Raw genomic sequence first — 22,849 nt, 5'->3', positions numbered from 1 at the left:
CTCCTTTATGCATTACATAGATTTTCAATAATCTTATCTATACTTTTTAGGTATGGAATAAGCGGTGTTACATGATACTTAATTTGAAATCCATCCTTAACAATGATTTTCTTGGGAATCGACTTACGACCCTTTGCTTGATTATCCCAGTAATTAAAGAGAATCGAAGCAGGCAGTAAAAAAATTTCCTGGGTTGTGGTGAATTTAATAATAGTAAAGCAAATCCCTTTTTGGGTAACACAAGCCTTCATATGAGCGATTTGATGCTCGTGAAAATTGCTGAGCGGAAAGGATACTCTGTTATGTGTTTCTTTTGCTTCAAAATCAAGATAATAGCCACGATATACGCCATTATAGTCAGTAGTAGATGCTTGCTTGAAATAAGCTTCCTTGATCACAGCAGCACTTCTTTGCGGATAGTCAACCTGGACAATTTGAATAGGTATTGGCTTTTTGTGGATTACAGCAATCCCCTGTTGCAAATAGTACTGGTTACTTTGGTTAAGCTCTTCTTCCAACGACATTCCGCGGTTGCCAAATATAATATTTGAATTCTTATTATTGTGTATTTCTTTTATTACCCTCGGTTGATATGTTTTGCCGTTTGGATATCTAAGAACCATGTCGCCTCACGCTCCCATTCGACCTATTATACCAACAACGTAAACAGTTGGCAAAAAAGCATTACTTCAGATTAGATGATATTTGCTATTTATAGGGTCGGTAACTAAGAAAACTTATGCTTTTAAGCGTAAGATGAGTTAAGGCTTTGACCGACCAGAATTGTATTCTGTTAATTGTTTCTCCATATGCTGAAATTTTAGAGAAAAGCTTGACATCAAAAGAGAGGAACCTGAATTTATCAAGGGCTTAAACTACGGATATATCCTAATTTAGAACAACAAAAACAAATATTTGAGAACTTTGGAGCGACTAGATTTGTTTGGAATCAGATGTTGGAGATGCAAAGTAAGTACTATAAAAACAATAAAGATTCTAAGTTCTTAAATGGTTTTGCAATGAACTTCTTAGTAAAACAATTAAAAACGGAATATTCATGGTTAAAACAAGCTGAGAGTACCTCACTACAAGACATTTGTGAAACACTAGCTGTAGCTTTCCAAAGATTTTTTAAAAAACTTGGGGATATCCTAAATTGATATCCTAAATTTAAGTCGCGAAAGTTTCCAAAGCAAAGTTTTAAGTCTAAATGTATAAATAACAATGTTATAATTATTATTTGAAACGGGGCTGAGTCAAAAGTTAAATTTTGATTCAGTTTCTCTATTTATTCCGTATAAACGTGTTTCATAAGTCAAAACTCTCCGTCTAACTTCGAATTACTCATAGCAAAGTACTCGCTATGTTCGTAATTTCGAGTTAATACTCAAATTTCCCCGACTTATGGCACACTCCCTTATACAGAGGAAAATTCACGGATGACAAAATCAAGTCAACGACTATCCAGTTAAGTCCAACAGGCAAGTTCTATTGTGTTCTACTAATTGAGTGTGAAAATCAAACACAATTTAGTAAGACAAATCAAGCTGTCGGTTTGGATATGGGGATAGTTGATTTGATAAGCACATCAGATGCTGTTAAATATCCGACAATTAGGTTTGATTAGATTCTTGCTAAAAAGAAACACTACTTGGAAAAACGACTAGCTAGAAGAAGACTATTAGCACAAAAAGAAATAGTTTGGGATAAACACAGTAAAGTCGTTGAACCTAGAGAGCTAGCTGATTTTAAGAACTATACCAAAGCTAAGCAGATGGTAGCTACATATAGTGAAAAGATAGCTAACCAGAGTAAACCGCTATCGAATACTGAAATGTATGAGATGAGATAAGTTATGCTTGTTCCTAGAAGCTCGGTACTTTAGTGTCGATGTAAGTCACGATTAGTCAAGTTATGATAGGAGTGAAATGAATAATGCGGATGTGGGTTACCGGATATCGTAGTTATGAATTAAATATTTATAAAAATTCTGACCCGAAAGTCGAAGTTTTAAAAAGCATTCTAAAAGATGCAATTAGACAAAAAGCAGAGGATGGTCTTGACTGGGTACTTGTTGGCGGACAGTCTGGGATTGAACAAATGACTGCTGAAGTTGTTTGTTCAATGAAAGAAGAATTCCCAGAACTTAAAGTGGCAATGATGCTGCCTTATAATGAATTTGAAACAAGGTGGAAAGAAGAACGGCAAGCAGCATTTGCACTCTTAAAAAGTCAAGTTGATTTTTGTGCAACGGTGAGTTCTGAGGAGTATAAGTCTCCGCAACAATTACGAAATTGGCAGAATTTTATGCTTGAACATACTGAAGCAGCGTTAATGGTATATGATTCAGAATTTGAAGGCAAGCCAAAATATGATGTATTAGCGGCAAAAAGATATGCAAAAAGACATGAATATAATATTGTAACCCTTGATATGGATTGGCTCGAAAATGGAACTAGGGAGTTTTTTGAAAGAAAAAATGAAAATAATTTGCAATAGCAGTAATATTTGGTATAATTAATAGAGTTGTAGACTTAGTTTTTCTAAAGAATATGAGGTGCATTGCTGTGGAGAAGATAAATTTCACGCCAAAAGATATTGTAAACAAAAATTTCAAGCCTAAGATGCGTGGCTATGATCCAGCAGATGTAGACGAATTTCTTGATGATGTCATCAAGGACTATGAGACGTATTCTAAAGAAACACAACGCTTGCAAATGGAAAATGATCGTCTTGTTAGTAAAGTGGATGAATTAACAAAGCAGTTGGCTGTTGGAAAAAGTGGTCAGACTAGTCGTCCAGTATCTAATGTTACGAACATGGACATTTTAAAACGTTTATCTAATTTAGAGCGTCATGTTTTTGGTGCGCAACTGAATGATGATGCAAATAGAGATAGTCGTTTTTAGTAAATTATTTTAAGCATTTGGTGTAGTTCTCTGGTAATCGCGGTCTACATTGAGTAGGCTGAGGAAAGTCCAAGCTTGCACAGGCTGAGATGCCTGTAGTGATCGTGCTTGCTGAAAAAATAAGGCAAGGTACCTTTGGGTAACGGCAGATAAAAGGACTAAGGCAGTTAGCTATGTCCGAGTAGTCTTGAAAGTGCCACAGTGACGAAGCAATATTGGAAACAGTATTGATGGAACGCGGTAAACCCCACGAGCAGGTAACCCAAACTTTGGTAGGGGCGCTTCATGACGGAAATGAACAAATCATGGGGGCAGATAGGAAACTATCTGGAGATAGATGATTACCACCGATTTCAACATCCTGTGTTGAATGACGTACGGAACGTGGCTTATAGAGGACTACATCTCAGGGAGGGGTTAGGTTTATTCCTAACCTTTTTATTTTGAAAAAATTATAAAGGAATGGGTGAACATGGAAGAATATAATTTAATTGCGACTGCTGCTGCTGGGATTGAGTCTCTTGTTGGAAATGAACTCAAACATCTGGGTTACCATGTTGAAATTGAAAATAGTCGAGTTAGATTCAGTGGAGATTTTACCGATATTATTAAGACGAATTTGTGGTTGAGAACAGCCGATCGTATAAAAATTGTAATCGCTGAGTTTACGGCTACTTCTTTTGATGAATTATTTGAAAAAACTAAAGCTTTACCATGGGATGAATACTTGCCACTGGACGCAGAATTTCCAGTAGCTGGAAAATCACAGAAGTCTAAACTATACAGTGTCCCAGATGTTCAAGCAATTGTAAAAAAAGCAATTGTTGATAAGATGAGTATGGTCTATCATAGGAAAACGCGCCTTGCTGAGACTGGAGCAAAATTTCCTTTAGAGGTCGCAATCAATAAAGATAAGGTACTGTTAACTTTGGATACAACAGGATCAAGTCTTTTCAAGAGGGGTTATAGAATTGAGAAGGGGCCAGCTCCGTTGAAGGAAAATATGGCTGCGGCTTTAGTACTTCTGGCACATTGGTATCCCGAAATGCCCTTTGTTGATCCGGTATGTGGTTCAGGCACGATTCCAATTGAAGCTGCAATGATTGGTCATAATATTGCACCAGGATTCAACCGAGATTTTATTTGCGAGACTTGGGGCTGGCATCCAGAAGAATTGGTCCAACAGATTAGAGATGAAGCAGATTCGAAAGCGGATTATGATATTGAATTAGATATTGCCGGCTACGATATTGATGGTAAGATGATTGATATCGCAAAGCTTAATGCAAGAGAAGCTGGACTTCTTCACAGTATCGAATTTAAACAATTAGCATTGAAGGATTTTAGGACTGAAAAAAAGAATGGTGTGATTGTCGCTAATCCTCCATATGGGGAACGTTTGAGTGACCAGACTGCTGTCCGAGAATTATATAAGCAGATGGGGCAGACATATAGAGAACTAACTACTTGGAGTAAGTATATTCTTACAAGTGATCTTGAATTTGATAAATTTTATGGTCAAAGGGCTACGAAAAAGCGTAAGTTATATAATGGCTCATTGCGGACCGATTACTTCCAATATTGGGGGAAAAAGGAGCGCAGCAATTAATACGGCTTTTTATACGTATGCAGTAAAAATGGTGTGCTGAGTTTGTGGCACACTATTTTTTTAGATTGAGTAAATGTTAAATTGATCAGAGTGCTGGATATTCTTTAGAAAAAGTTTAATTAAACGATAATTTCGTTATTTACCGAGATGTCTAGTATAATTAAGACAGAATTATTTTTTTAAAATGCTGTACAGCTTTTGTACTGCTAACGTATGTGCTCCATGATTTTCTTTTTCAGGAATCCATTGGCTAATAACTAATGGAAATTTTGCTTGGAATGCAGTTAGTTGTACAAGGAGATTATTATAATTTTTCGAATAGTTTTTATCAATACTCTCGATTACAATGCGACTATCACTAAAAAACATCAAGGTTTCAGTATTTCCAAATAATTTTTCTACATATTGAAAGCCAGTTAGTGCTGCTAGAAATTCAGCGGTATGATTGGACGAATCTGGTAGTGAAATGGCATATTGGAATTGCTTACCATTCTTGATGATGAGGATACCAGCAGTGCTAGTTCCGGGATTTCCCTTTGTAGCTGCATCAGTAAAAAGTTTAATCAGATTAATCACTCCTAGGAAGGTGTTTTTTATGAACAAAAAGTTCTGGTATCAGCCAGATATTGCGACCAGCGTCATTTGTTGGTCATTCACATTCATGATACTACTTTTAAGTATCCTATTGTGGCTTGAGATAACCGTTTTTCAAATATGGACAGCTGTTGTTTTTATAATTTTTTGTGTAGTTGTACTCATTCAAATTTTTTTCAGGTGGATTGAAATAAGTGATGAAAAGCTGATAGTTCATACAATAATTCCACAAAATACAAAAAAATTCGAGCTGGCGAGCATTGAGAATGTTAGAATGGCAAGGTATGGAATTAATATTACTGTAAAAACCCAAAAATACTATTTTATTATGAGGAAAAGCAGTTGCGAAATTCTATACAATTTAATAGATTCATAGTAGAAAGTTCGCAATTAGCATTGATAAGTATAGTATAATGTTTTATTTTACCACATATACAAATAATATAATGACATTTAACGAACAATGAATTATAATTCAGTTATATTTGTTAGGAGGATGTTCTCGTTGAAAGATATTGAAATTGCACAGCAAGCTAAAATGGTGAATATTAATGAGATTGCTGCAAAGGTTGGCTTGAAGCCATCAGATATTGAGCAGTATGGGGATTTTAAAGCAAAGATTAAATTACCTGTTAATAAAAATAATAAAACTAAAGAAAAGTTAATTTTGGTGACCGCAATAAATCCAACACCAGCAGGAGAAGGAAAATCGACTGTAACTGTTGGACTAGGGGATGGACTTAGTCTACTAGATAAAAAAGTAATGATTGCACTGCGTGAACCTTCATTGGGACCGGTTATGGGAATGAAGGGTGGAGCTACAGGTGGTGGATATTCACAGGTTATTCCAATGGAAGACATAAATCTGCATTTTACTGGTGACATGCATGCCTTGACAACTGCCAATAATACTTTGGCTGCTCTGATAGATAATCATATATATCAGGGTAATTCATTAGATATTGATCAACGCCGAATTATTTGGAAAAGAGTATTAGATATTAACGATCGGGCGTTGAGACATGTTGTGATTGGGCTAGGTGGAATTTCCCAAGGTATTCCACGCGAAGATGGTTTTGATATCACGGTTGCTAGCGAGTTAATGGCTGTCTTGTGTCTTGCAAAGAATGTCGCTGATTTGAAACGGAGAATTGGGAATATAGTAATCGGGTATACAACAAAGAGAAACCCGGTGACTGTCGCTCAGTTAGGAGTGACAGGTGCAATCGCATTATTGTTAAAAGATGCAATTAAACCAAACTTAGTTCAAACTTTGGCACATACGCCCGCAATTATTCATGGTGGACCATTTGCTAATATTGCCCATGGCTGTAACAGTGTTCTGGCAACTCAGACTGCGTTGAAGTTAGCTGACTATACAATTACGGAGGCTGGTTTTGGTGCAGATTTGGGTGCCGAAAAATTTTTGGATATCAAGGTACCAGTACTTGAGAAGACCCCAGATACAATTGTAATTGTTGCAACAGTACGGGCTTTAAAGATGCATGGTGGAGTTAAGAAGGATGACTTGGAACAAGAGAATATCAAAGCATTGACAGGGGGTTATGTCAATTTAAGAAAGCATATTAATAATATGAAGCAGTATAATGTACCAGTCATAGTTGCAATTAATCAATTTACTTCTGATACTGAAGCTGAGTTAGAGTGTCTGCAAAAACTGTGTGCTAATGAAGGAACAAAAGCAGTGGTTGCTAACGTTTGGGCAAAAGGAGGAACTGGTGCATTGGGATTAGCGAAGGCGGTAGTTTCTTCTTGTGAGGAAGTTAATGAATTCACACCGCTTTATTCAGAAGCAGATGATATTCGGGCAAAGGTTGAGAAAATTGTTACCAATATTTATGGTGGAACAAAAGTGGAGTATGGTCCCAAAGCTAGACGTCAGCTTAAGCAATTTGCCGAATTGGGATGGGACCACCTTCCAGTATGTATGGCGAAAACACAGTATTCATTATCTGACGATGCAAAGAAACTAGGGGCACCGACTGACTTTACAATTCATGTTCGTGAATTTGTTCCAAAATTAGGAGCACAATTTGTTGTTGCGCTGACTGGTAATGTTTTGACCATGCCAGGCTTACCAAAAACTCCGGCAGCAAATGCGATGGAGTTAAGTGATGAAGGTCAGATTTCAGGGTTGTATTGATTACGATTACGTTATCGGAAAGTTCTCTGCGGAGGACTCTCTGATTTAGAGGAATGCTGCAACTGGTTGACTATTAATATTTGATAATATATGGTACAATGTAATTACATTAAGCGTTATTTAATTTATAGATTGGTTTTAGGTTTGATGATCTTTCATGTTAATGGCGCAACTATAGAGTTGTAAATGTGTTATAGAGGTTGGGATAGCACTTTGAAAGTTAGAATTTAATTTTAGTTCGTGTAATAAAATTTTCGGAACAATTTAATATAATTAGCTTAGTTAGAAGGCGTCGTACAGTGGTATGACGCCTTCGTCAATTTAAGCAGGAAGAAGGATTATGATGGAGAGAGTATTGAAGGATTTAGGACTAATGGTAGGAAATGAAACAAATCCATGTGTCTATGTTGGTACAACGAATGAGGAAGGTTCCGAAGGTGAAGGTGCAAAGGGAAAAGGTCATATTGTTGTAGTCACAATTTACAATCCCCAAAACAGTTCAATCAAGCATTCAAATGGAAAGAGCTTCTTGTTGAGATCCGATATGAAAGTTTCGAAGATAGATGTTAGAAATTCTTACCGAATTGATAATATAATGTTTGACGATATTAATGAAGATATCATTGAACAGGAAAGTTAGCATACTTTTTAATTAATAGGTGATGGTGACTGAATTCACTTCATAGGAAGCTCATATTAATTAGAGTTTCAGAATATAAAAATAAGTTGGGTGTACCATAAGTCAGAAAATTTGAGTATTAACTAGAAGTTACGAACATTGTGAGCACTTTGCTATGAGTAATTCAAAGTTAGACTGAGAATTTTGATTTATGAAACACGTTTATTTGTAATAATATAGAGGAACTAGATCAAAATTTAACTTTTGACCCAGTTCCTCTATTCATTACAAGTAAATATTTCTTGACAGAGACAAATGAATGCTTAAAAAAACTTCCTGCCATTTTTTAGAACTAACATACCTTTATTATAGATGATAAGAGAATACAAAGGTAGCTTTTGTTTCTAAAATTTTTAATTCTCACGTCGATATTGTTCCATTTTTTTCTGGAAGGTTGTTTCTGTAATACCATAGGCAGTGAAAGAAACAGCATTAGCACCCGCATGAATTGTCTCAAGAATTTGTTCATCTGTTTTACCGCCTGATGCAATAATGGGAAAGTTTTCATCTAGACCAAGTCGTTTTAATTCATTTCTTACCCAAGCAACTAATTCTGGAGTGTCTTTTCCGCCAGCTACATTAAAAGCCTTTACCCCAGCGTCTATTCTTTCTTTTAAGTTTAGGTTTGAGCTTACAACAGTGTAAATAACAGGTACATCAACAGCCTTTGTGACATTTTTAATTGTCTCAATGGGTGTTGGTGCATTCAGGACAACAGCCTGAGCACCGTTTTCTTCGGCAAAAAGCCCAACGACAGTTGATCTGATACCATTAGTTAGACCGCCGCCTATCCCTGCAAGAATAGGAATATTTGAAACTGTTGAAACAGCTTCTAGAATGCGAGTATTGGGAGTCCATGGATAAACGACAAGAACAGCATCTGCATTACAGTTTGCAATCACGGCAACATCAGTTGTATAAATAATACTTTTAATTTTTTTGCCAAATAATTTGATTCCTGATGCATGGCGGATAATTGCCGGTGTTTCAACAATGTCAGCTCTTAGCTTAGAAGAAAGATTTGGGATATTTTCGATTGAATCGTTCATTTTTCATCCTCCAAAACATATTATAATTAATAGCCATTATCATAATACTCCGTCAATCAATATTTGAACAGTTTCTAAATCATTAATTGTAAAAAAGTGAAAATCGATTAGTCCTTCATTTTTGAGCTGATTGACTTGATTTACTGCAAATTGAATACCAATTTTTTTAAGTTCAGTGTTGTTTGAAATTTGTTTAAATGAACTAGGTAATTGTAATATTTTCTTTACAAAAGCTAGTTGGGTTTTATTAGTTATTACCATAATACCGGCTCTGATTTGGGCTTTAATTCCGGCATTGCGACAATGGTGAACGAACTGTATGAACAGCTGAGTGTCGAAGAAAATTTGTGAAATAAATATTTTACATCCAGCAGCTTCTTTGGCTTTCATTAGAGATATTTCTCTTTCCAGAGTAACATTTGAAGCGGCAGTTTCTGGATGACAACTACACAAAATTTTAAAATGCGGGAGCTCATTATGTAAAAATTGAGCTAACCCAAGTGCTGACGGGAGGACAGCATTTTTGGCTATTTTCTGATCACCAGATAAGACCAATGCTGAATCAATAACATCTTTCTTTAATTCTGTTAATAATTTGTACAGCTCTTTTTGTGTAAATGAAGATGCTGGTAGATGAATGACTGTTTTGATATTAGTCATTTTTTTGAATGATGCAGCAGTTGAAAAGGTTGTTTCAAAAAAAGAACGAGTATGATTGGTATATGCAATACTTATGAATTCAGGTGTTAGTTTTTTGAGAGCCATGATTTTTGAATCTGGAATACTTTGGAGCAGTTCAAGTGAATAATTAAAAGTTGCCATATTTTAATCCTTTGTTTTGTGTTTTTACTAATTGTAGATCTTTTCGCAGAATACATAAATATATTTTTACGATAATAGCTAATTATGGAGGAAAATAATTTGAAGAAAAAATATCAAACCTTGTTTTTCGATATTGACGATACTTTATTGGATTTTGGAGCAGCGGAAAATCAAGCATTAGAAAAACTATTTAGTACAGTAGCTGAGGTCGAACTAACTGCTGTTGTTAGGAAAAATTATAAGATGTTCAATCAATCCCTTTGGAAGAGGATGGAGCAAGGTAAAATATCACGTGAAAAGTTACTATCTACTAGATTTGCAGACTTTTTTAATCAAGAATTTGGAATGAATGTGGATAATAATCAAATGAGTGAACAATATTTAATATATTTGGCACAAGGGCACCAAGAAGTTACTGGAGCTCGGCAATTATTGAATGCGTTGCATAGAAAGTCTTTTAAATTATTTGTAGTAACAAATGGAGTGAAAAGTGTACAAACTAAAAGATTAGTTGATTCACATTTCGATACCTATTTTACAGATATATTTATATCAGAACAGACAGGATATCAAAAGCCAAATAAAAAATTTTTTAATTACGTTTTTGATAACGTTAGAAACTTCGATGCTGATAGTTCATTGATTATTGGAGACTCGTTGACTTCTGATATTGCTGGGGGCATTAATGCAGGAATTGACACAATGTGGTTCAATCCAGAACGCAAAAAAAATTTGACAAATTATTCAGCCGACTATATAGTTCACAGTCTTTCAGAAATTAACAATTTACTTATTAATTAATATAAATAGCTAAGTATTTGCTGTGAAAATTTAGAAGTTTAATTAAATGATTTGTAACGTTTATCTGAATACAAAAATGATATAATTAAGTTATTGAATTATGTTAATTTAAAGTGGTTGTTTTATATCTGTAGACTTTGAGAGGTGAAATGAATGTTTAAGGTTGTTCTAGTAATGCATGATGGAGAAAATGAATATTATCGGATGAATAAGGTGTATTTTGAGAATATGCCAATTGCAGGTCAGTATATTTATAATTCGGATGGCCTAGCATATCGCGTTGAAGAAGTTGCAAGTTTTGCTGGATATGTAAGTGAAAAAGGAGCGACAACGATTTTAGTGGTTCATCCAGTTGATAAGAATGAACCCGTCAGTGACATTTATGGTCTTGATATTGAAAGAGATTTGGATGATTAACAAAATTTTTAGAGTATAGGATTATAAGCTGCTGATTTAATCGATGATTGACAATCAGAAAATAAATTGGTTAGTGGGGACGGGGACTAGGTCAAGATTTAACTTTTGGCCCAGTCCCTTCCTATGTTTAGTCAAGCCCTTAAGTTGATTCTTTAATTTTTGAAGAATAGCCAAAATAATTGTATTGTTGAAAAAAAGCAGAATTATATGGCTTTCGATAATTAGTTTTTTATAGTATTTATCACAAATTTATATGCTAAAGCTGACTGGAGTGTTACCATGGTAGTTGTTTAATTTATAAGGGAGCTGAAATTTGGATGGGAAAAGCCGCTACAAACGACAGTCGAGTCTGGAAAAAAAGTTTTCTGACACTGTGGATGGGGTGCTTCATAACTGCGCTAGGTTATTCAATGACAATGCCGTTTATTTCACTTTATATAGATACTCTTGGTAAGTTTTCAACATGGCAGTTGAATCTGTATTCTGGAGTAGCCTTTTCAATTACATATTTCTCGCAAGCCATTGTTTCACCCTTCTGGGGAAGTCTGGCAGACCAAAAAGGGCGTAAGTTGATGTGTTTACGCGCGTCTGGTGTTATGGCATGTACGATATTTTTGGTTGGGACAGCGCAAAGCGTTTGGATTGTAATACTGTTAAGGTTCTTGCAAGGAGCATTTTCAGGGTACATCAACAATGCAACTGCTCTGATGGCGGGAGAAACACCACATGAACGGAGTGGTCAGGTAATGGGTAATCTGATGACTGCAAATGTTACTGGAACATTATTAGGACCGCTATTTGGTGGCCTGATTGCAGGCAGTCTCGGGTATCGCATCACTTTTTTTATCACGGGAATACTAATGGGGTTGGTCTTCATATTGACCAATGTTTACGTTAAAGAACATTTTATTCCGATTCCTGCAAAGAAAATGAAATCTATTAAGAAAATCTTCGGTGAATTAGAGAATAAGGGCTTGATTATTACAATGTTTTTAACGACATTACTTGTACAATCATCTTTGATGTCGATTTCACCAATTATTAGCTTATTAGTCCGCCAGTTGATGCATGGGTATGGGAATATTTCATTAGTTAGTGGCATTGTAGCTGCAATGCCGGGATTTGGAACATTATTAGTGGCCTCAAGAATAGGGCGCTTGATGGATAAGACGAAACCTGAGAGGGTCTTACTGTTTGGGTTACTAATTACAACAGTTGTCTTCATACCAATGTTCTTTGTAACTAGCCCGTTGCAATTAGGAATACTAAGATTTATATTAGGGCTTTCTAGTGCAGCAATGTTACCGGCAGTTCAGACTATCTTGACTGTCGACGTTCCTAGTGAAGCATTTGGAAGAATTTTCAGTTACAACCAATCTTTTCAAGCAACTGGTGGAGTTGTGGGACCATTGATTGGATCGTTAGTTTCGAGTGTTTTCAACTATCAAAGCGTATTTTTAGTCACAGCTGCCCTAGTATTAGTAAACTTTTTTGTAATACTAAGGTTTATTCCATTGAGAATGCACAGATAGAGAGAATTATTCAAAAGACAATTCTAAAAAATATTTTTGGATGTCTTTGATATAAGCAGTCGTAACCCAAACTTCTACAAAGTGCGGGTTATTTATTTGCTCAAAATCAAGGTAATAGTCCAGGAGTTCCCCGTGTTGTGCCAGAAAGTCATCAGCCAAACGATTGACCATTAATTGGTTAGTGGGAAAATAAATATCGGTATCAGAAATGGGTGTCTTGTTTGAAATAGCTAGTCTGATTACATTATTATATGGATTTTGTAGTAATTGGTAATTAGATTTATGTCGCTTTAGATAAGATAAAAGATTAAAGATTGAATCAGAATTACTTGCCATTTTTTATCAATCCTCCAGTTATTTAACTCAATTGTAGCAGTATTTTTGGTATAATTGAACCAACTAAAGAAATTCTTTGAATGGGGTGAAAGTATGACAGTACATTTCTATTTAGTTCGACATGGTCAGACACAGTTGAATAGGTATCACCGCCTTCAAGGGATTACAGATTCTCCTTTAACAAAAAAAGGAATAAGAAGAGCGAGCAAACTCGGAGTACGGCTCCAAAATATCGAATTTTATAGTGTCTATACCAGTGATTTAAAAAGAACACAAGAAACGGCGCGGATTATTTTGAGTGAGAATCAAAGAAAAATGCCAAAGATAATTAGTGAACCTGGGTTAAGAGAGATCAGTTTTGGGAATTTTGAAGAGATGAAGAATCGGCATATGATTCCAAATGCTATCCAAAAATTGGGAATTGGTCAGATTTTTGGTGCGGCTATTTCAAAAAAACGAGTTGCAGCAGCCATTAACTTGTTTGGAAAAATGGATGAAGGTGCACAAATTGAAGATGCTAAGCAGTTAAGTATAAGAATTACAAGGACCTTGTCTACTATTGGTAAACAATATGATGGACAGGAGATAAATATCTTAATTGTGGCTCATGCGCTGATACTTTCATTATTCATTGAGAACTTGAGTGGGGATGTGCCTTTATTGCTGTTGAAGAATGCCCGTGTCAGTCAGGTTGATTACGATGATGGGGAATTTAAAATTGTTAATATTAATAAGAAGAAGTCGAAAAAATGATGAATGAAAAAACAACGGATTTATTACACAAACTAGTCTCAGATAGAATTGTACCTGGAGTATCTTATACCATGATTCATAAAGAAGAAGAGCAGAGTGAAGTTTTTGGAAAACGACAGCTAGAACCTAGTTTGCAGGAGTTACTCCCTGACTTAAAATACGACGTGGCATCACTTACCAAGGTTGTAGGAACCACAACTGTAATTCTAAAATTAGTTGATGAAGGAAGATTGGCATTTGATGATAAGGTTATCAAATATCTCCCAAATTTTTTTGATGGTCGAGTAACAATTCGCCATTTGCTGACGCATACTTCTGGCATTACTGGATATATTAAGAATAGAAATGAATTAAGCGCACAGGAACTATTGAAAGCATTGTATACACTGCATGTTGGCCCAACTTTTGAGAATGAAGTTGTTTATACTGATATTGGAATGATCTTTTTAGGTCTGATTATTGAAAAATTCTATAAGAGACCAGTTCAAAGGGTAATCACAGAAGTGGTGTTAAAGCCGTTAAATTTAAATAATAGCACATTTATACCGCTTAAAAACGAATGTGTGCCTACAGAAATAACAAAAAAGCGTGGGTTAATTCAAGGTGTTGTTCATGATCCAAAGGCATATATTCTGCAGCAACACTGTGGTTCAGCAGGGCTTTTTATGACAATCAAGGATTTAGCAAAGTTTACTAAATGGCTATTAAGCGAGAGCACTAGCCGTACATTCTTTAAAACGGATATAGTGAACGAATTGTTTAAAGATCAGACGCCAACGCACAACTTAGGGAGAACATATGGCTGGGACTTAAGAGATAATCAGGCAAATGAGGTTTGTATCTATCATACTGGATATACGGGAACATTTATTCTAATCGATAAAAAGCAGCAAGATGCACTGATCGTTCTGACAAATAGGGTGCATCCACATACGCCAAATGATGAATTTTTATTGCGCAGAGACCAAATAATTGATGAATATTTAGGTGAAAAAGAGATATAATGTAAGCGAAGCCAAAATTGAGAGGGGAACAGCTATGTCAAAAGAACCGCTTTTTTTAGAACCAGCTTTCCAAGAAAAAATATGGGGTGGAAACAAACTAGCTAGTGAGTTTGGTTACAAGATTCCAAGTGAACATACGGGAGAGTGTTGGGCAATTTCTGCTCATCTTCACGGGCCTGCAACTATTAGTAATGGGGAGTTTAAGGGTGTTAAATTGAATGAACTCTGGGATTCGCATCGTGAAGTGTTTGGCAATGCCAAGGGCGATGTTTTTCCATTATTGACCAAAATCCTAGATGCACGCACAGCACTCTCAGTACAAGTTCATCCTGATGACAAATATGCTTTGAAGCATGAGCATGAATTGGGAAAAACAGAATGTTGGTATGTAATCTCAGCTGATGAAGATTCTGAGATGATTTATGGGCATCATGCTAAGTCACGTGCAGAGTTAGCAGAGCTGATTGAGAATGAACAATGGAATAAATTATTGAGACATGTTCCTGTTAAGGCTGGCGATTTCTTGTATGTGCCAAGTGGAACTATTCATGCAATCGGTAAGGGTGTTATGGTTCTTGAAACACAACAAAGTAGTGATACAACATATCGGGTTTATGATTTTGATCGTGTTGATGAAAAGACTGGACAAAAAAGAGAGCTGCATATCCAACAGTCAATTGATGTTACGAATGTTCCCCATGAGGATCCGAAACTTGAGACTAAGGTTGCAAAAGTAGGAGATGGGACGCTTACAACTTTTGTCCAAACAGACTTTTTTAGTGTTTACAAGCTGGAGTTAGAAGGTGGACAAAGTACGGGGATACGAACAAAAGCACCATATACGTTGTTTTCCGTACTTGATGGTCATGGTAAGTTGATAATTGAAGATCAGGAGTATTCAATCAAGAAAGGCGTTCATTTTATCCTACCATTTGTTGTGAAACAATGGCAATTCAGAGGTAATCTAACGTTGATTATTTCTGAGCCTGGGGAAAAAGCATAGTAAGAATCTGAATAGAGTATGTCGCTTAGATTGTTAAATTTTAACTTATGGAATACGTTTATTCGTAATAATATAGAGGAGCTATGTCAAACGTTAATTTTTGACATAGCTCCTCTATATATTTTGCCCGCACACTAGCAGACTGTTCTATTAAAAAAAGACTAATTAATATGTTGGTCTAATTTCCAACTGTTCCTGTCGGGTAAAGTCAGTAGTAGGGTATTTGCGCCGTAGTGCCAATAATAGGAGCCTCTTGGCCAACTCACCATTACGTGCAAGAATTGGGCCATGAAAATAGGAACAAAAAACATTCTTATAGATGGCTCCTTCTGACTTATCTGCGCCATTATTACCATGGCCACTAATAACTGTGCCAAGCGGTCGTTCGCCCTCGCCTAAGAAAGTCATCCCGTTATGATTTTCAAATCCATGATATTCTTGACCAGTCTCGGAGTTTTTAATGGTAATATCGCCGATAAACCGGTTATTGTCTTGGCTTTTTGTATAGTGAGGAAGAGCATTAATTCCTGCTATTTTTTCACCCTTGGCTGAGATATAGTACTCACCAAGAAGTTGATAGCCGCCACAGATTGCAAGCACTGGGCCATTATCTTCAATAAAGGAAGTCAGGCTTTTCTTTTTATTTTGAATGTCCTTTGAAACGATGACTTGTTCGTAGTCTTGTCCACCACCAAAAAAAGCAAAGTCGAATTTAGATTCTTCAAACTGTTGGTCTAAACTGACGATTTCAGAAGTTAATTCAACATTCATTTGTTTGGCATAATATTCGAGTACGAGAATATTCCCAATGTCGCCGTAGGTATTTAGGAGATCACCGTAGAGATGAGCAACGTTCAGCTTAAAACTCATTATTCCATTCCCTCCTTGATATAGGACTGGCTAGCTAGTAACTTACGTAATTGAAGCACAGCTGTATAGGTTGCTAAAACATAAATTTTATTGGTAGGCATTTTTTTGAGTACCTCTAAAACTTCGTTCAGATTTTCACGTTCCATAAATTGCTTATCTGAAACACCAGCTACTTTTAAACGAAATGCGATATCGCGATAACGTTCCCCACCAGCAAGTACCCTTGGAATATTGTTGAAAGGGAGATTCTCAAAACGGCCATCCCAAATCCAACTTGTATCAATACCATCGGCATAATTTGCATTTAGCAAGACAGCAAGTGAGAAAGGATTTGAATCAGTTTTAATCATTTCAAGTACCTGATCTAAGCCGACAGGATTCTTCACTAATATCAAGGTTATTTTTTTATCATCAACGTTAATAACTTCTTGTCGGCCAAAAATCTTTTCATCATTATCATTTAATGCAGCTGCAATCAAGGGACTGTCAATTTCAAAAAAACGGGCAATGCTATACGCGGCTAAAGCATTATAGATATTATAGGCTCCACCGATATGCAGATTGATTGCGGTATCGTTGACAACAAATTCAGAACTTTGAGGGGTTTGTTGGGTAATTTTAGACACTGAAAACTCCAGTTCTGGTCGTTTAAAATCGCAATTTGAACAGTAGTATTTACCCAAATTTGCATATGAAATCTGTTTATAATGCAAGATGTGCTGACATCTTGGACACAATAAGCCATCGGTATTCGGCAATGCTTGTTGTTCCTTATCTTCTTGCGCGTCAATTCCGTAGTAGATAACCGGATTAGGAAGCGTTATGCTGTTGAAAATCGGTGCGTCTCCATTTGCAATAATCGTCGCAGAGGGTTCTAATTTGATTCCTGCAAGAATTTTGGCATAAGTTGTATAAATTTCACCATAACGGTCCATTTGATCACGAAAAATATTGGTTAAAACAAAAACTTTTGGTTTAACATATTTCGTTACAAGCTCTACATTAGCTTCATCTGTTTCAAGTACAGCCAAGTTTTTGCCGGATCTAGTTTTTTGTGAAGTTAAGAAGGCAGTAACTATTCCTTGTTTCATATTAGAGCCACTTGGATTAGTTAATACTTGCGGATATTTTACTTTTAGTGCTTTAACTGTGAGCGCGGTTGTCAAAGTTTTCCCGTTTGTTCCAGTTATAATAACTGTCTCGTAATTTTTTGCGAGATCTTGCAGTACATCTGAATCAATTGCCAGCGTTATTTTCCCTGGTAATGCGGTACCACCATGTAAAAAGTTATGCAAAAACCAATAGGATGTGCGCCCTGCAGTAATTGCCATTGAACTTTTGAGTGACATTGTATTTCCTCCGTTTCCAAAGCTAAATTTTGATTCAGTTTCTCTATTTATTCCGTATAAACGTGTTTCATAAGTCAAAATTCTCCGTCTAACTTTGAATTACTCATAGCAAAGTACTCGCTATGTTCGTAATTTCGAGTTAATACTCAAATTTTCCCGACTTATGGCACACTCCCCGTGTTAATTACTTATAAATGTGTTCAAAGAGTTAATTAATTAGTCCAAATTAAAATTACTTCTAGTAAAAAACACGATACTCATAATTTGAACTGATAATCAAAACTTTCAAACTCATGTCATATTGTCTTTTGTAATCACAAAGAGAATAATAGCACAAAATCTAGAGAAAAGGTTAGTGTACTGCCAGATAAAAAACCATTCTTAATAGAAATACTGAAACATCTGTCATATGAATAGTGAAATCTATAAGAAAATCATATATACTTAATTAGGAAAGTAAAAATTTGGAGTTGATAGTCATGGCACAGTTGTTTTTCCGTTATGGTGCAATGAATAGTGGAAAGAGTATTGAAATATTGAAAGTTGCACATAATTATGAGGAACAAAATAAGGCAGTCATAATTATGACTAGTGCTGTTGATGATCGGGATGAAATTGGATTTATCACAAGCCGGATTGGGTTAAAAAGAAGAGCTACTCCAATTTACGAAGATACAGATGTTTATGAGTTAATTACTAGGATAGACAAGAAAATAGCATGTGTGTTAATTGATGAGGCACAGTTTTTGAGGCAGCACCATATCAAGGAACTTGCTAGGATTGTTGATGAGATAAATATTCCAGTTATGGCTTTTGGATTGAAAAATGATTTTCGTAATGAATTATTTGAAGGCTCGAAATACTTGTTATTATATGCTGATAAGATCGAAGAGATGAAGACAATTTGCTGGTTTTGTGCTAAGAAAGCAATTATGAATCTTAGAGTTCACGATGGACATCCAGTATATAATGGTGAGCAAATCTTGATTGGCGGAAATGAAGCATATTATCCTGTATGTCGTAAGCATTATTTAAGGCCGCCTTTGAATTAATAAATTATAAATATTATAGAAGAAAAGATGGAGGAATGTTTTTAAATGAATGATTTATTTGATCGCTTGCAATCGCTTGAGGATCGCTATGAAGAGTTGGGCGAATTACTATCTGATCCGGATATTATCAGTGATACTAGAAAGTTTACGAGTCTTTCAAGGGAAATGGCTGATTTAAGAGAGACTGTTGAGAAGTATGCTCAGTACAAAGAAGCTGTTCAAACTATCAAAGATGATGAAGAGATGTTAGGTGAGAAACTCGATGACGAGATGGCTTCAATGGTTAAAGAAGAATTAGCGGCAGCAAAGGCTGATAAAGAGGCATTAGAAGCTGAGATTAAGGTCCTATTATTACCTAAGGACCCCAATGATGAAAAAAATATTATTATGGAAATTCGTGGTGCTGCTGGCGGAGATGAAGCTAGTCTTTTTGCAGCTGACTTATTTGGAATGTATTCTAAATTTGTTGAAAAAGAAGGCTGGACAATTGAAGTCTTGGATAAGAATGTCACAGAAGTTGGGGGATTTAAGGAAATCGCATTGCTGATTAATGGTGACAGTGTCTATTCAAAACTAAAATACGAGAATGGGGCCCATCGTGTTCAACGAGTTCCTGTGACAGAATCCGCAGGCCGGGTGCATACTTCAACAGCAACTGTGGTAGTTATGCCTGAAGAAGAGGATGTTGAGATTGATTTGGATCCAAAGGATATCCGTGTAGATGTTTATCGTTCTTCCGGTGCTGGCGGACAACATATCAATAAGACATCTTCAGCCGTTCGAATGACACATTTGCCCACTGGAATTGTTGTGGCAATGCAGGACCAGCGTTCACAACAACAAAACCGTGAAAAAGCAATGAAAATCTTGAAAGCACGTGTATATGATTATTATTCTTCAAAAGAGCAAAGCGAATATGATCAAAATCGTAAGTCAGCCGTGGGAACAGGAGATCGTTCCGAACGAATCAGGACTTACAACTACCCACAAAATCGTGTCACAGATCACCGCATTGGTTTAACACTTAATAAGCTAGATCGTATTATGAATGGCGAGTTGGAAGATGTGATTGATGCATTGATTTTATTTGATCAGACCAAAGCATTGGAGAGTCTGCAAAAATGATTAGCATGAGTTTTTTTGAGGCCCAGAAATGGGCTTTTTCTTTTATAAATAAAGATGATGAAGAGAAAAAGAATGCAATTGGACTACTTCTAATGGATATTAGGGGATGGAATGAGGTACAATTGTTGGAGAATTTGCGGACAAATCTAACTGGTACTGAGTTTGAGCAATTTAAAAAATCAGTAAAAATGTATCAAGCGGATTGCCCGGTGCAATATATTCTAGGACATACGCAGTTTTTTGGACATGCCTTTCAGGTGACGGAAGACACATTGATACCCCGTCCTGAAACAGAAGAACTGGTTGAATGGATAATATTAGATAACCCGTTAGCTGATGCAGCAAAGAAAATAGCTGATATTGGTACCGGGACAGGTGCAATTGGGATATCTTTGCAGCTTGAACGCCCTAATTGGGACGTGACTTTGTCAGATATTTCGGAGAAAACTTTAGCGGTTGCACGGATAAATGCAATTAATTTGGGAGCAGATGTTAGGTTTGCAGCGGGGGATTTATTGTCTGTTTTAGACGATAAATACGATTTGATAGTCTCTAATCCACCATATATTGCAACTACTGAAGTGAACTTGATGGACAAATCGGTGCTTAAGTATGAACCTAAAGAAGCATTATTTGCACAAGAAAATGGTTTGTTTTTTTATCGTAAGTTTGCCGAAGAAATTGTGAACTACCTTAAACCAGGTGGAAAGCTTTATTTGGAAATTGGATTTAAGCAAGGAAAACAAGTCGCAAAATTATTCGAGAATGTAGGCAGAGTTGAAATTAGACAGGACTTTTATGGAAATGATCGAATGGTAAAAGTAACGATATGATAAGGAGAAGAAAAGATGCTGATTACAAAAATCTATAAGCCAACTGAAGTAAAACAAGCTGCAGATGAATTAAGTAAAGGCGAACTGATTGCATTTCCTACCGAAACGGTTTATGGTCTTGGAGCAGATGCTACGAATGAATTGGCAGTTAAACGAGTTTACTTAGCGAAAGGGCGGCCATCTGATAATCCATTAATAGTTACGGTCTCCTCAATTGAGATGATGGAAAAGTTTGCAAGAGATATTAGCGATGATGCTAGGAAGTTAATTAAAAATTTTTGGCCTGGTTCATTGACATTAGTATTTAATATTAAACCCAATTCTCTTTCAAAAGCAGTTACTGGTGGACTAAAGACCGCTGCTTTTAGAATGCCTCAAAGTGAGGTTACTAGAAAATTAATAGAATTTGCGCGAGTTCCAATTGTGGGACCATCAGCTAATTCATCTGGGAAGCCGAGTCCCACTACTGCAGCACATGTTTATCATGATCTTGAAGGAAGAATTGCGGGAATTGTTGATGATGGGCCAACTCAAGTTGGAGTTGAGTCAACAATTATTGATATGTCGACTGAAAAACCGCTTATCTTGCGTCCAGGTGCAGTTACAGTTGAAGAAATAGAAGATGTTTTGCAGAAACAATTGGGTACAGATCAACATAAGATTGGTGCAGATGAAACTCCCAAAGCTCCAGGAATGAAATACAAGCATTATGCTCCTGACGCACAAGTACTAATAGTTGAGGAAGATAAGTGGAAGGCTGCAATAACATGGGCCAAAGAACAATCTGATCGAATTGGTGTAATGGCTTCACAGGTGCAGAAACAAAACCTTCCAGAAAATTGTGATTTTTTTGATTTAGGAGCTGATATTGAGCAGGCAAGTCATAATCTTTTTGCAGGGTTAAGGTATTTTGATGACCATGAAGATATAAAAAAGATTCTAGTTGCAGGTTTCGCAGAAGAGGGCTTAGGAATTGCCTATATGAATCGCTTGAAAAAAGCTGCAGGAGATCAATTTTTTGTAAATTAATTTAAGATGAAATAAGCTAGCCAAATTACTTTTTTTCCGCTAAAATAGTTAAGAATAAAGAAGGAGTGTCTAGATTGGGAAAATTTGAAGTACTTGATCATCCATTGATCCAACATAAGTTAACAATTATTCGTGATAAGAATTGTGGAACACGCGAATTTCGTGAGGTTGTTAATGAAATTGCTGAGTTGATGGCCTATGAGGTATCAAGAGACATGCCACTTGAAGATGTTCAGGTCGAAACACCGATAACTGTTACAACGAAGAAGAGCCTTACCGGCAAAAAAGTTGTGATTGTACCTATTTTACGTGCGGGGTTAGGAATGGTTGATGGAATTCTTGAGTTGATTCCAGCGGCAAAAGTTGGACATGTAGGAATGTATCGTGACGAGGAAACATTGAAGCCAGTTGAGTATTTCGTCAAGATGCCTGAAAATATGGAGAGTCGTGAGATTTTTGTAGTTGATCCAATGCTTGCAACAGGAGGTTCTGCGATTATGGCTGTTGATGCGTTAAAGAAACGCGGAGCGGTCACAATAAAATTTGTTTGTCTCGTTGCCGCACCTGAAGGAGTCAAGGCTTTACGTGCTGCACATCCCGATATTGATATTTTTGCGGCAGCACTGGATGATCATCTAAATGAAAATGGTTATATTGTTCCCGGTTTAGGTGATGCAGGAGACCGCTTATTTGGTACTAAGTAATTATATTATTTTATTAGAAAAATGATTTTACAATAATGAAGTATGGAGAGGTTGGGTCAAAAGTTACATTTTGATTCAACTTTTTTATTTTATCATTTAAGATTCTTTGTTCAACTTTGAATTATTCATAAGAGAGAGCATATTTTGATTGTAATTTATTTTTGGATTATTATCCAAATTTTACCAACTTATACCAGAATTTTATCATGTTTTTT

26 protein-coding genes and 1 other RNA gene are annotated in these 22,849 nt (G+C 36.1%); 20 read left to right on the top strand and 7 right to left on the bottom strand.

All coding sequences use genetic code 11. From position 1 onward, the window contains the following. Positions 1–5 precede the first annotated feature (5 nt). On the bottom strand, positions 6–623 hold the full coding sequence (gene recU, locus FFX44_RS01705) for a Holliday junction resolvase RecU (protein WP_289977271.1): 618 nt from the start codon (positions 621–623) through the stop codon (positions 6–8). Positions 624–857: 234 nt separating this feature from the next. Here recU and FFX44_RS12625 point away from each other — a divergent pair, with 234 nt between their 5' ends. The 6 genes from FFX44_RS12625 to FFX44_RS01680 all read left to right on the top strand — a co-directional run bounded on the left by FFX44_RS12625 (position 858) and on the right by FFX44_RS01680 (position 4,518). Further along, positions 858–1,160 (top strand): helix-turn-helix domain-containing protein, encoded by a 303-nt coding sequence (locus FFX44_RS12625; protein WP_354669245.1) that lies wholly within the window; start codon positions 858–860, stop codon positions 1,158–1,160. 491 nt (positions 1,161–1,651) lie between these two features. Beyond that, positions 1,652–1,852 carry a hypothetical protein gene (locus tag FFX44_RS01700; protein WP_289977270.1) on the top strand — a complete coding sequence of 67 codons (201 nt, stop codon included), beginning with the start codon at positions 1,652–1,654 and terminating at the stop codon, positions 1,850–1,852. 80 nt (positions 1,853–1,932) lie between these two features. Next, positions 1,933–2,499, top strand: coding sequence for a DUF1273 domain-containing protein (locus tag FFX44_RS01695; protein ID WP_289977713.1), 567 nt, complete (start codon positions 1,933–1,935; stop codon positions 2,497–2,499). A gap of 68 nt (positions 2,500–2,567) precedes the next feature. Then, the gene (gpsB, locus tag FFX44_RS01690) at positions 2,568–2,909 is read left to right on the top strand and encodes a cell division regulator GpsB (protein ID WP_056990285.1); all 342 of its coding nucleotides are present in this window, start codon (positions 2,568–2,570) and stop codon (positions 2,907–2,909) included. A gap of 25 nt (positions 2,910–2,934) precedes the next feature. Next, positions 2,935–3,306: RNase P RNA component class B (gene rnpB / locus FFX44_RS01685), an RNA gene on the top strand. Positions 3,307–3,381: 75 nt separating this feature from the next. Next, a complete protein-coding gene (locus FFX44_RS01680; protein ID WP_289977264.1) occupies positions 3,382–4,518 on the top strand; it encodes a class I SAM-dependent RNA methyltransferase in 1,137 nt (378 codons plus the stop codon). 171 nt (positions 4,519–4,689) lie between these two features. Here FFX44_RS01680 and FFX44_RS01675 read toward each other — a convergent pair whose 3' ends face one another. Then, on the bottom strand, positions 4,690–5,121 hold the full coding sequence (locus FFX44_RS01675) for a ribonuclease HI family protein (RefSeq protein ID WP_289977263.1): 432 nt from the start codon (positions 5,119–5,121) through the stop codon (positions 4,690–4,692). Here FFX44_RS01675 and FFX44_RS01670 point away from each other — a divergent pair. The 3 genes from FFX44_RS01670 (at position 5,015) to FFX44_RS01660 (ending at position 7,916) form a co-directional block, all read left to right on the top strand. Continuing rightward, entirely contained in the window at positions 5,015–5,488 is a 474-nt protein-coding gene (locus FFX44_RS01670; protein ID WP_354669243.1) for an EbsA family protein, read from the top strand. The two genes, FFX44_RS01675 and FFX44_RS01670, sit on opposite strands and share 107 nt — an antisense overlap. 129 nt (positions 5,489–5,617) lie before the next feature. Next, positions 5,618–7,276 carry a formate--tetrahydrofolate ligase gene (locus tag FFX44_RS01665; RefSeq protein ID WP_289977261.1) on the top strand — a complete coding sequence of 553 codons (1,659 nt, stop codon included), beginning with the start codon at positions 5,618–5,620 and terminating at the stop codon, positions 7,274–7,276. Positions 7,277–7,616: 340 nt separating this feature from the next. Further along, complete coding sequence (locus FFX44_RS01660) at positions 7,617–7,916, top strand: hypothetical protein (protein ID WP_289977260.1); 300 nt, start codon at positions 7,617–7,619, stop codon at positions 7,914–7,916. Between the two features lie 392 nt (positions 7,917–8,308). On the opposite strand, the gene FFX44_RS01655 is transcribed toward FFX44_RS01660, so the two are convergent. Both FFX44_RS01655 and FFX44_RS01650 read right to left on the bottom strand, forming a co-directional pair. Further along, positions 8,309–8,992 carry a hydrolase gene (locus FFX44_RS01655; RefSeq protein ID WP_289977712.1) on the bottom strand — a complete coding sequence of 228 codons (684 nt, stop codon included), beginning with the start codon at positions 8,990–8,992 and terminating at the stop codon, positions 8,309–8,311. A 51-nt stretch (positions 8,993–9,043) separates the two neighbouring features. Continuing rightward, positions 9,044–9,826: a methylenetetrahydrofolate reductase gene (locus tag FFX44_RS01650; RefSeq protein WP_289977259.1), complete on the bottom strand. Its 783-nt coding sequence runs from the start codon at positions 9,824–9,826 to the stop codon at positions 9,044–9,046. A 99-nt stretch (positions 9,827–9,925) separates the two neighbouring features. On the opposite strand from FFX44_RS01650, the gene FFX44_RS01645 reads away from it, so the two are divergent. The 3 genes from FFX44_RS01645 to FFX44_RS01635 all read left to right on the top strand — a co-directional run bounded on the left by FFX44_RS01645 (position 9,926) and on the right by FFX44_RS01635 (position 12,576). Then, positions 9,926–10,627 (top strand): YjjG family noncanonical pyrimidine nucleotidase, encoded by a 702-nt coding sequence (locus FFX44_RS01645; protein ID WP_289977257.1) that lies wholly within the window; start codon positions 9,926–9,928, stop codon positions 10,625–10,627. Between the two features lie 153 nt (positions 10,628–10,780). After that, positions 10,781–11,044: a LysR family transcriptional regulator gene (locus FFX44_RS01640; protein ID WP_289977255.1), complete on the top strand. Its 264-nt coding sequence runs from the start codon at positions 10,781–10,783 to the stop codon at positions 11,042–11,044. A 317-nt stretch (positions 11,045–11,361) separates the two neighbouring features. Continuing rightward, complete coding sequence (locus FFX44_RS01635) at positions 11,362–12,576, top strand: MFS transporter (RefSeq protein ID WP_289977254.1); 1,215 nt, start codon at positions 11,362–11,364, stop codon at positions 12,574–12,576. A gap of 6 nt (positions 12,577–12,582) precedes the next feature. Here the strand turns inward: FFX44_RS01635 and FFX44_RS01630 are convergent, their stop codons facing one another. Continuing rightward, positions 12,583–12,912 (bottom strand): hypothetical protein, encoded by a 330-nt coding sequence (locus FFX44_RS01630; RefSeq protein WP_289977253.1) that lies wholly within the window; start codon positions 12,910–12,912, stop codon positions 12,583–12,585. Positions 12,913–13,005: 93 nt separating this feature from the next. On the opposite strand from FFX44_RS01630, the gene FFX44_RS01625 reads away from it, so the two are divergent. The 3 genes from FFX44_RS01625 to manA are packed head-to-tail and all read left to right on the top strand — an operon-like array spanning position 13,006 to position 15,672. Further along, entirely contained in the window at positions 13,006–13,665 is a 660-nt protein-coding gene (locus FFX44_RS01625; RefSeq protein ID WP_289977252.1) for a histidine phosphatase family protein, read from the top strand. Continuing rightward, a complete protein-coding gene (locus tag FFX44_RS01620) occupies positions 13,665–14,669 on the top strand; it encodes a serine hydrolase domain-containing protein (RefSeq protein ID WP_289977708.1) in 1,005 nt (334 codons plus the stop codon). The genes FFX44_RS01625 and FFX44_RS01620 overlap by 1 nt, the downstream gene beginning before the upstream one ends. 34 nt (positions 14,670–14,703) lie before the next feature. Further along, positions 14,704–15,672, top strand: coding sequence for a mannose-6-phosphate isomerase, class I (manA, locus tag FFX44_RS01615; protein ID WP_289977251.1), 969 nt, complete (start codon positions 14,704–14,706; stop codon positions 15,670–15,672). A 165-nt stretch (positions 15,673–15,837) separates the two neighbouring features. Here manA and FFX44_RS01610 read toward each other — a convergent pair whose 3' ends face one another. Both FFX44_RS01610 and FFX44_RS01605 read right to left on the bottom strand, forming a co-directional pair. Further along, positions 15,838–16,542: a glutamine amidotransferase gene (locus tag FFX44_RS01610; protein WP_289977250.1), complete on the bottom strand. Its 705-nt coding sequence runs from the start codon at positions 16,540–16,542 to the stop codon at positions 15,838–15,840. Beyond that, positions 16,542–17,891, bottom strand: a complete 1,350-nt coding sequence (locus tag FFX44_RS01605; RefSeq protein WP_289977249.1) for a Mur ligase family protein — start codon at positions 17,889–17,891, stop codon at positions 16,542–16,544. Before FFX44_RS01605 ends, FFX44_RS01610 begins: the two co-directional genes overlap by 1 nt. A 479-nt stretch (positions 17,892–18,370) precedes the next feature. Between FFX44_RS01605 and FFX44_RS01600 the strand changes: the two genes are divergently transcribed. The 5 genes from FFX44_RS01600 (at position 18,371) to upp (ending at position 22,634) form a co-directional block, all read left to right on the top strand. Continuing rightward, entirely contained in the window at positions 18,371–18,943 is a 573-nt protein-coding gene (locus tag FFX44_RS01600; protein ID WP_289977247.1) for a thymidine kinase, read from the top strand. A 45-nt stretch (positions 18,944–18,988) separates the two neighbouring features. Continuing rightward, positions 18,989–20,068: a peptide chain release factor 1 gene (gene prfA, locus FFX44_RS01595; RefSeq protein ID WP_289977246.1), complete on the top strand. Its 1,080-nt coding sequence runs from the start codon at positions 18,989–18,991 to the stop codon at positions 20,066–20,068. Then, positions 20,065–20,901 carry a peptide chain release factor N(5)-glutamine methyltransferase gene (prmC, locus tag FFX44_RS01590; RefSeq protein WP_289977245.1) on the top strand — a complete coding sequence of 279 codons (837 nt, stop codon included), beginning with the start codon at positions 20,065–20,067 and terminating at the stop codon, positions 20,899–20,901. Before prfA ends, prmC begins: the two co-directional genes overlap by 4 nt. 15 nt (positions 20,902–20,916) lie before the next feature. Further along, entirely contained in the window at positions 20,917–21,930 is a 1,014-nt protein-coding gene (locus FFX44_RS01585; protein ID WP_289977244.1) for an L-threonylcarbamoyladenylate synthase, read from the top strand. 74 nt (positions 21,931–22,004) lie between these two features. Further along, entirely contained in the window at positions 22,005–22,634 is a 630-nt protein-coding gene (gene upp / locus FFX44_RS01580) for a uracil phosphoribosyltransferase (RefSeq protein WP_289977243.1), read from the top strand. Positions 22,635–22,849 lie beyond the last annotated feature (215 nt).

Origin of the sequence: Lactobacillus sp. UCMA15818, from assembly GCF_030400225.1 — a bacterium.
GTDB lineage: Bacteria > Bacillota > Bacilli > Lactobacillales > Lactobacillaceae > Liquorilactobacillus.
This window is presented reverse-complemented; position numbering and strand designations above follow the sequence as displayed.

Excerpts from the sequence above, each read along its gene's own strand:
- recU (WP_289977271.1), bottom strand. The coding sequence starts at position 623 with ATGGTTCTTAGATATCCAAACGGCAAAACATATCAACCGAGGGTAATA.
- FFX44_RS01680 (WP_289977264.1), top strand. The coding sequence starts at position 3,382 with ATGGAAGAATATAATTTAATTGCGACTGCTGCTGCTGGGATTGAGTCT.
- FFX44_RS01670 (WP_354669243.1), top strand. The coding sequence starts at position 5,015 with ATGATGAGGATACCAGCAGTGCTAGTTCCGGGATTTCCCTTTGTAGCT.
- FFX44_RS01660 (WP_289977260.1), top strand. The coding sequence starts at position 7,617 with ATGATGGAGAGAGTATTGAAGGATTTAGGACTAATGGTAGGAAATGAA.
- FFX44_RS01650 (WP_289977259.1), bottom strand. The coding sequence starts at position 9,826 with ATGGCAACTTTTAATTATTCACTTGAACTGCTCCAAAGTATTCCAGAT.
- FFX44_RS01640 (WP_289977255.1), top strand. The coding sequence starts at position 10,781 with ATGTTTAAGGTTGTTCTAGTAATGCATGATGGAGAAAATGAATATTAT.
- FFX44_RS01635 (WP_289977254.1), top strand. The coding sequence starts at position 11,362 with ATGGGAAAAGCCGCTACAAACGACAGTCGAGTCTGGAAAAAAAGTTTT.
- FFX44_RS01630 (WP_289977253.1), bottom strand. The coding sequence starts at position 12,912 with ATGGCAAGTAATTCTGATTCAATCTTTAATCTTTTATCTTATCTAAAG.
- FFX44_RS01625 (WP_289977252.1), top strand. The coding sequence starts at position 13,006 with ATGACAGTACATTTCTATTTAGTTCGACATGGTCAGACACAGTTGAAT.
- FFX44_RS01620 (WP_289977708.1), top strand. The coding sequence starts at position 13,665 with ATGAATGAAAAAACAACGGATTTATTACACAAACTAGTCTCAGATAGA.
- manA (WP_289977251.1), top strand. The coding sequence starts at position 14,704 with ATGTCAAAAGAACCGCTTTTTTTAGAACCAGCTTTCCAAGAAAAAATA.
- FFX44_RS01610 (WP_289977250.1), bottom strand. The coding sequence starts at position 16,542 with ATGAGTTTTAAGCTGAACGTTGCTCATCTCTACGGTGATCTCCTAAAT.
- FFX44_RS01605 (WP_289977249.1), bottom strand. The coding sequence starts at position 17,891 with ATGTCACTCAAAAGTTCAATGGCAATTACTGCAGGGCGCACATCCTAT.
- FFX44_RS01600 (WP_289977247.1), top strand. The coding sequence starts at position 18,371 with ATGGCACAGTTGTTTTTCCGTTATGGTGCAATGAATAGTGGAAAGAGT.
- prfA (WP_289977246.1), top strand. The coding sequence starts at position 18,989 with ATGAATGATTTATTTGATCGCTTGCAATCGCTTGAGGATCGCTATGAA.
- prmC (WP_289977245.1), top strand. The coding sequence starts at position 20,065 with ATGATTAGCATGAGTTTTTTTGAGGCCCAGAAATGGGCTTTTTCTTTT.
- FFX44_RS01585 (WP_289977244.1), top strand. The coding sequence starts at position 20,917 with ATGCTGATTACAAAAATCTATAAGCCAACTGAAGTAAAACAAGCTGCA.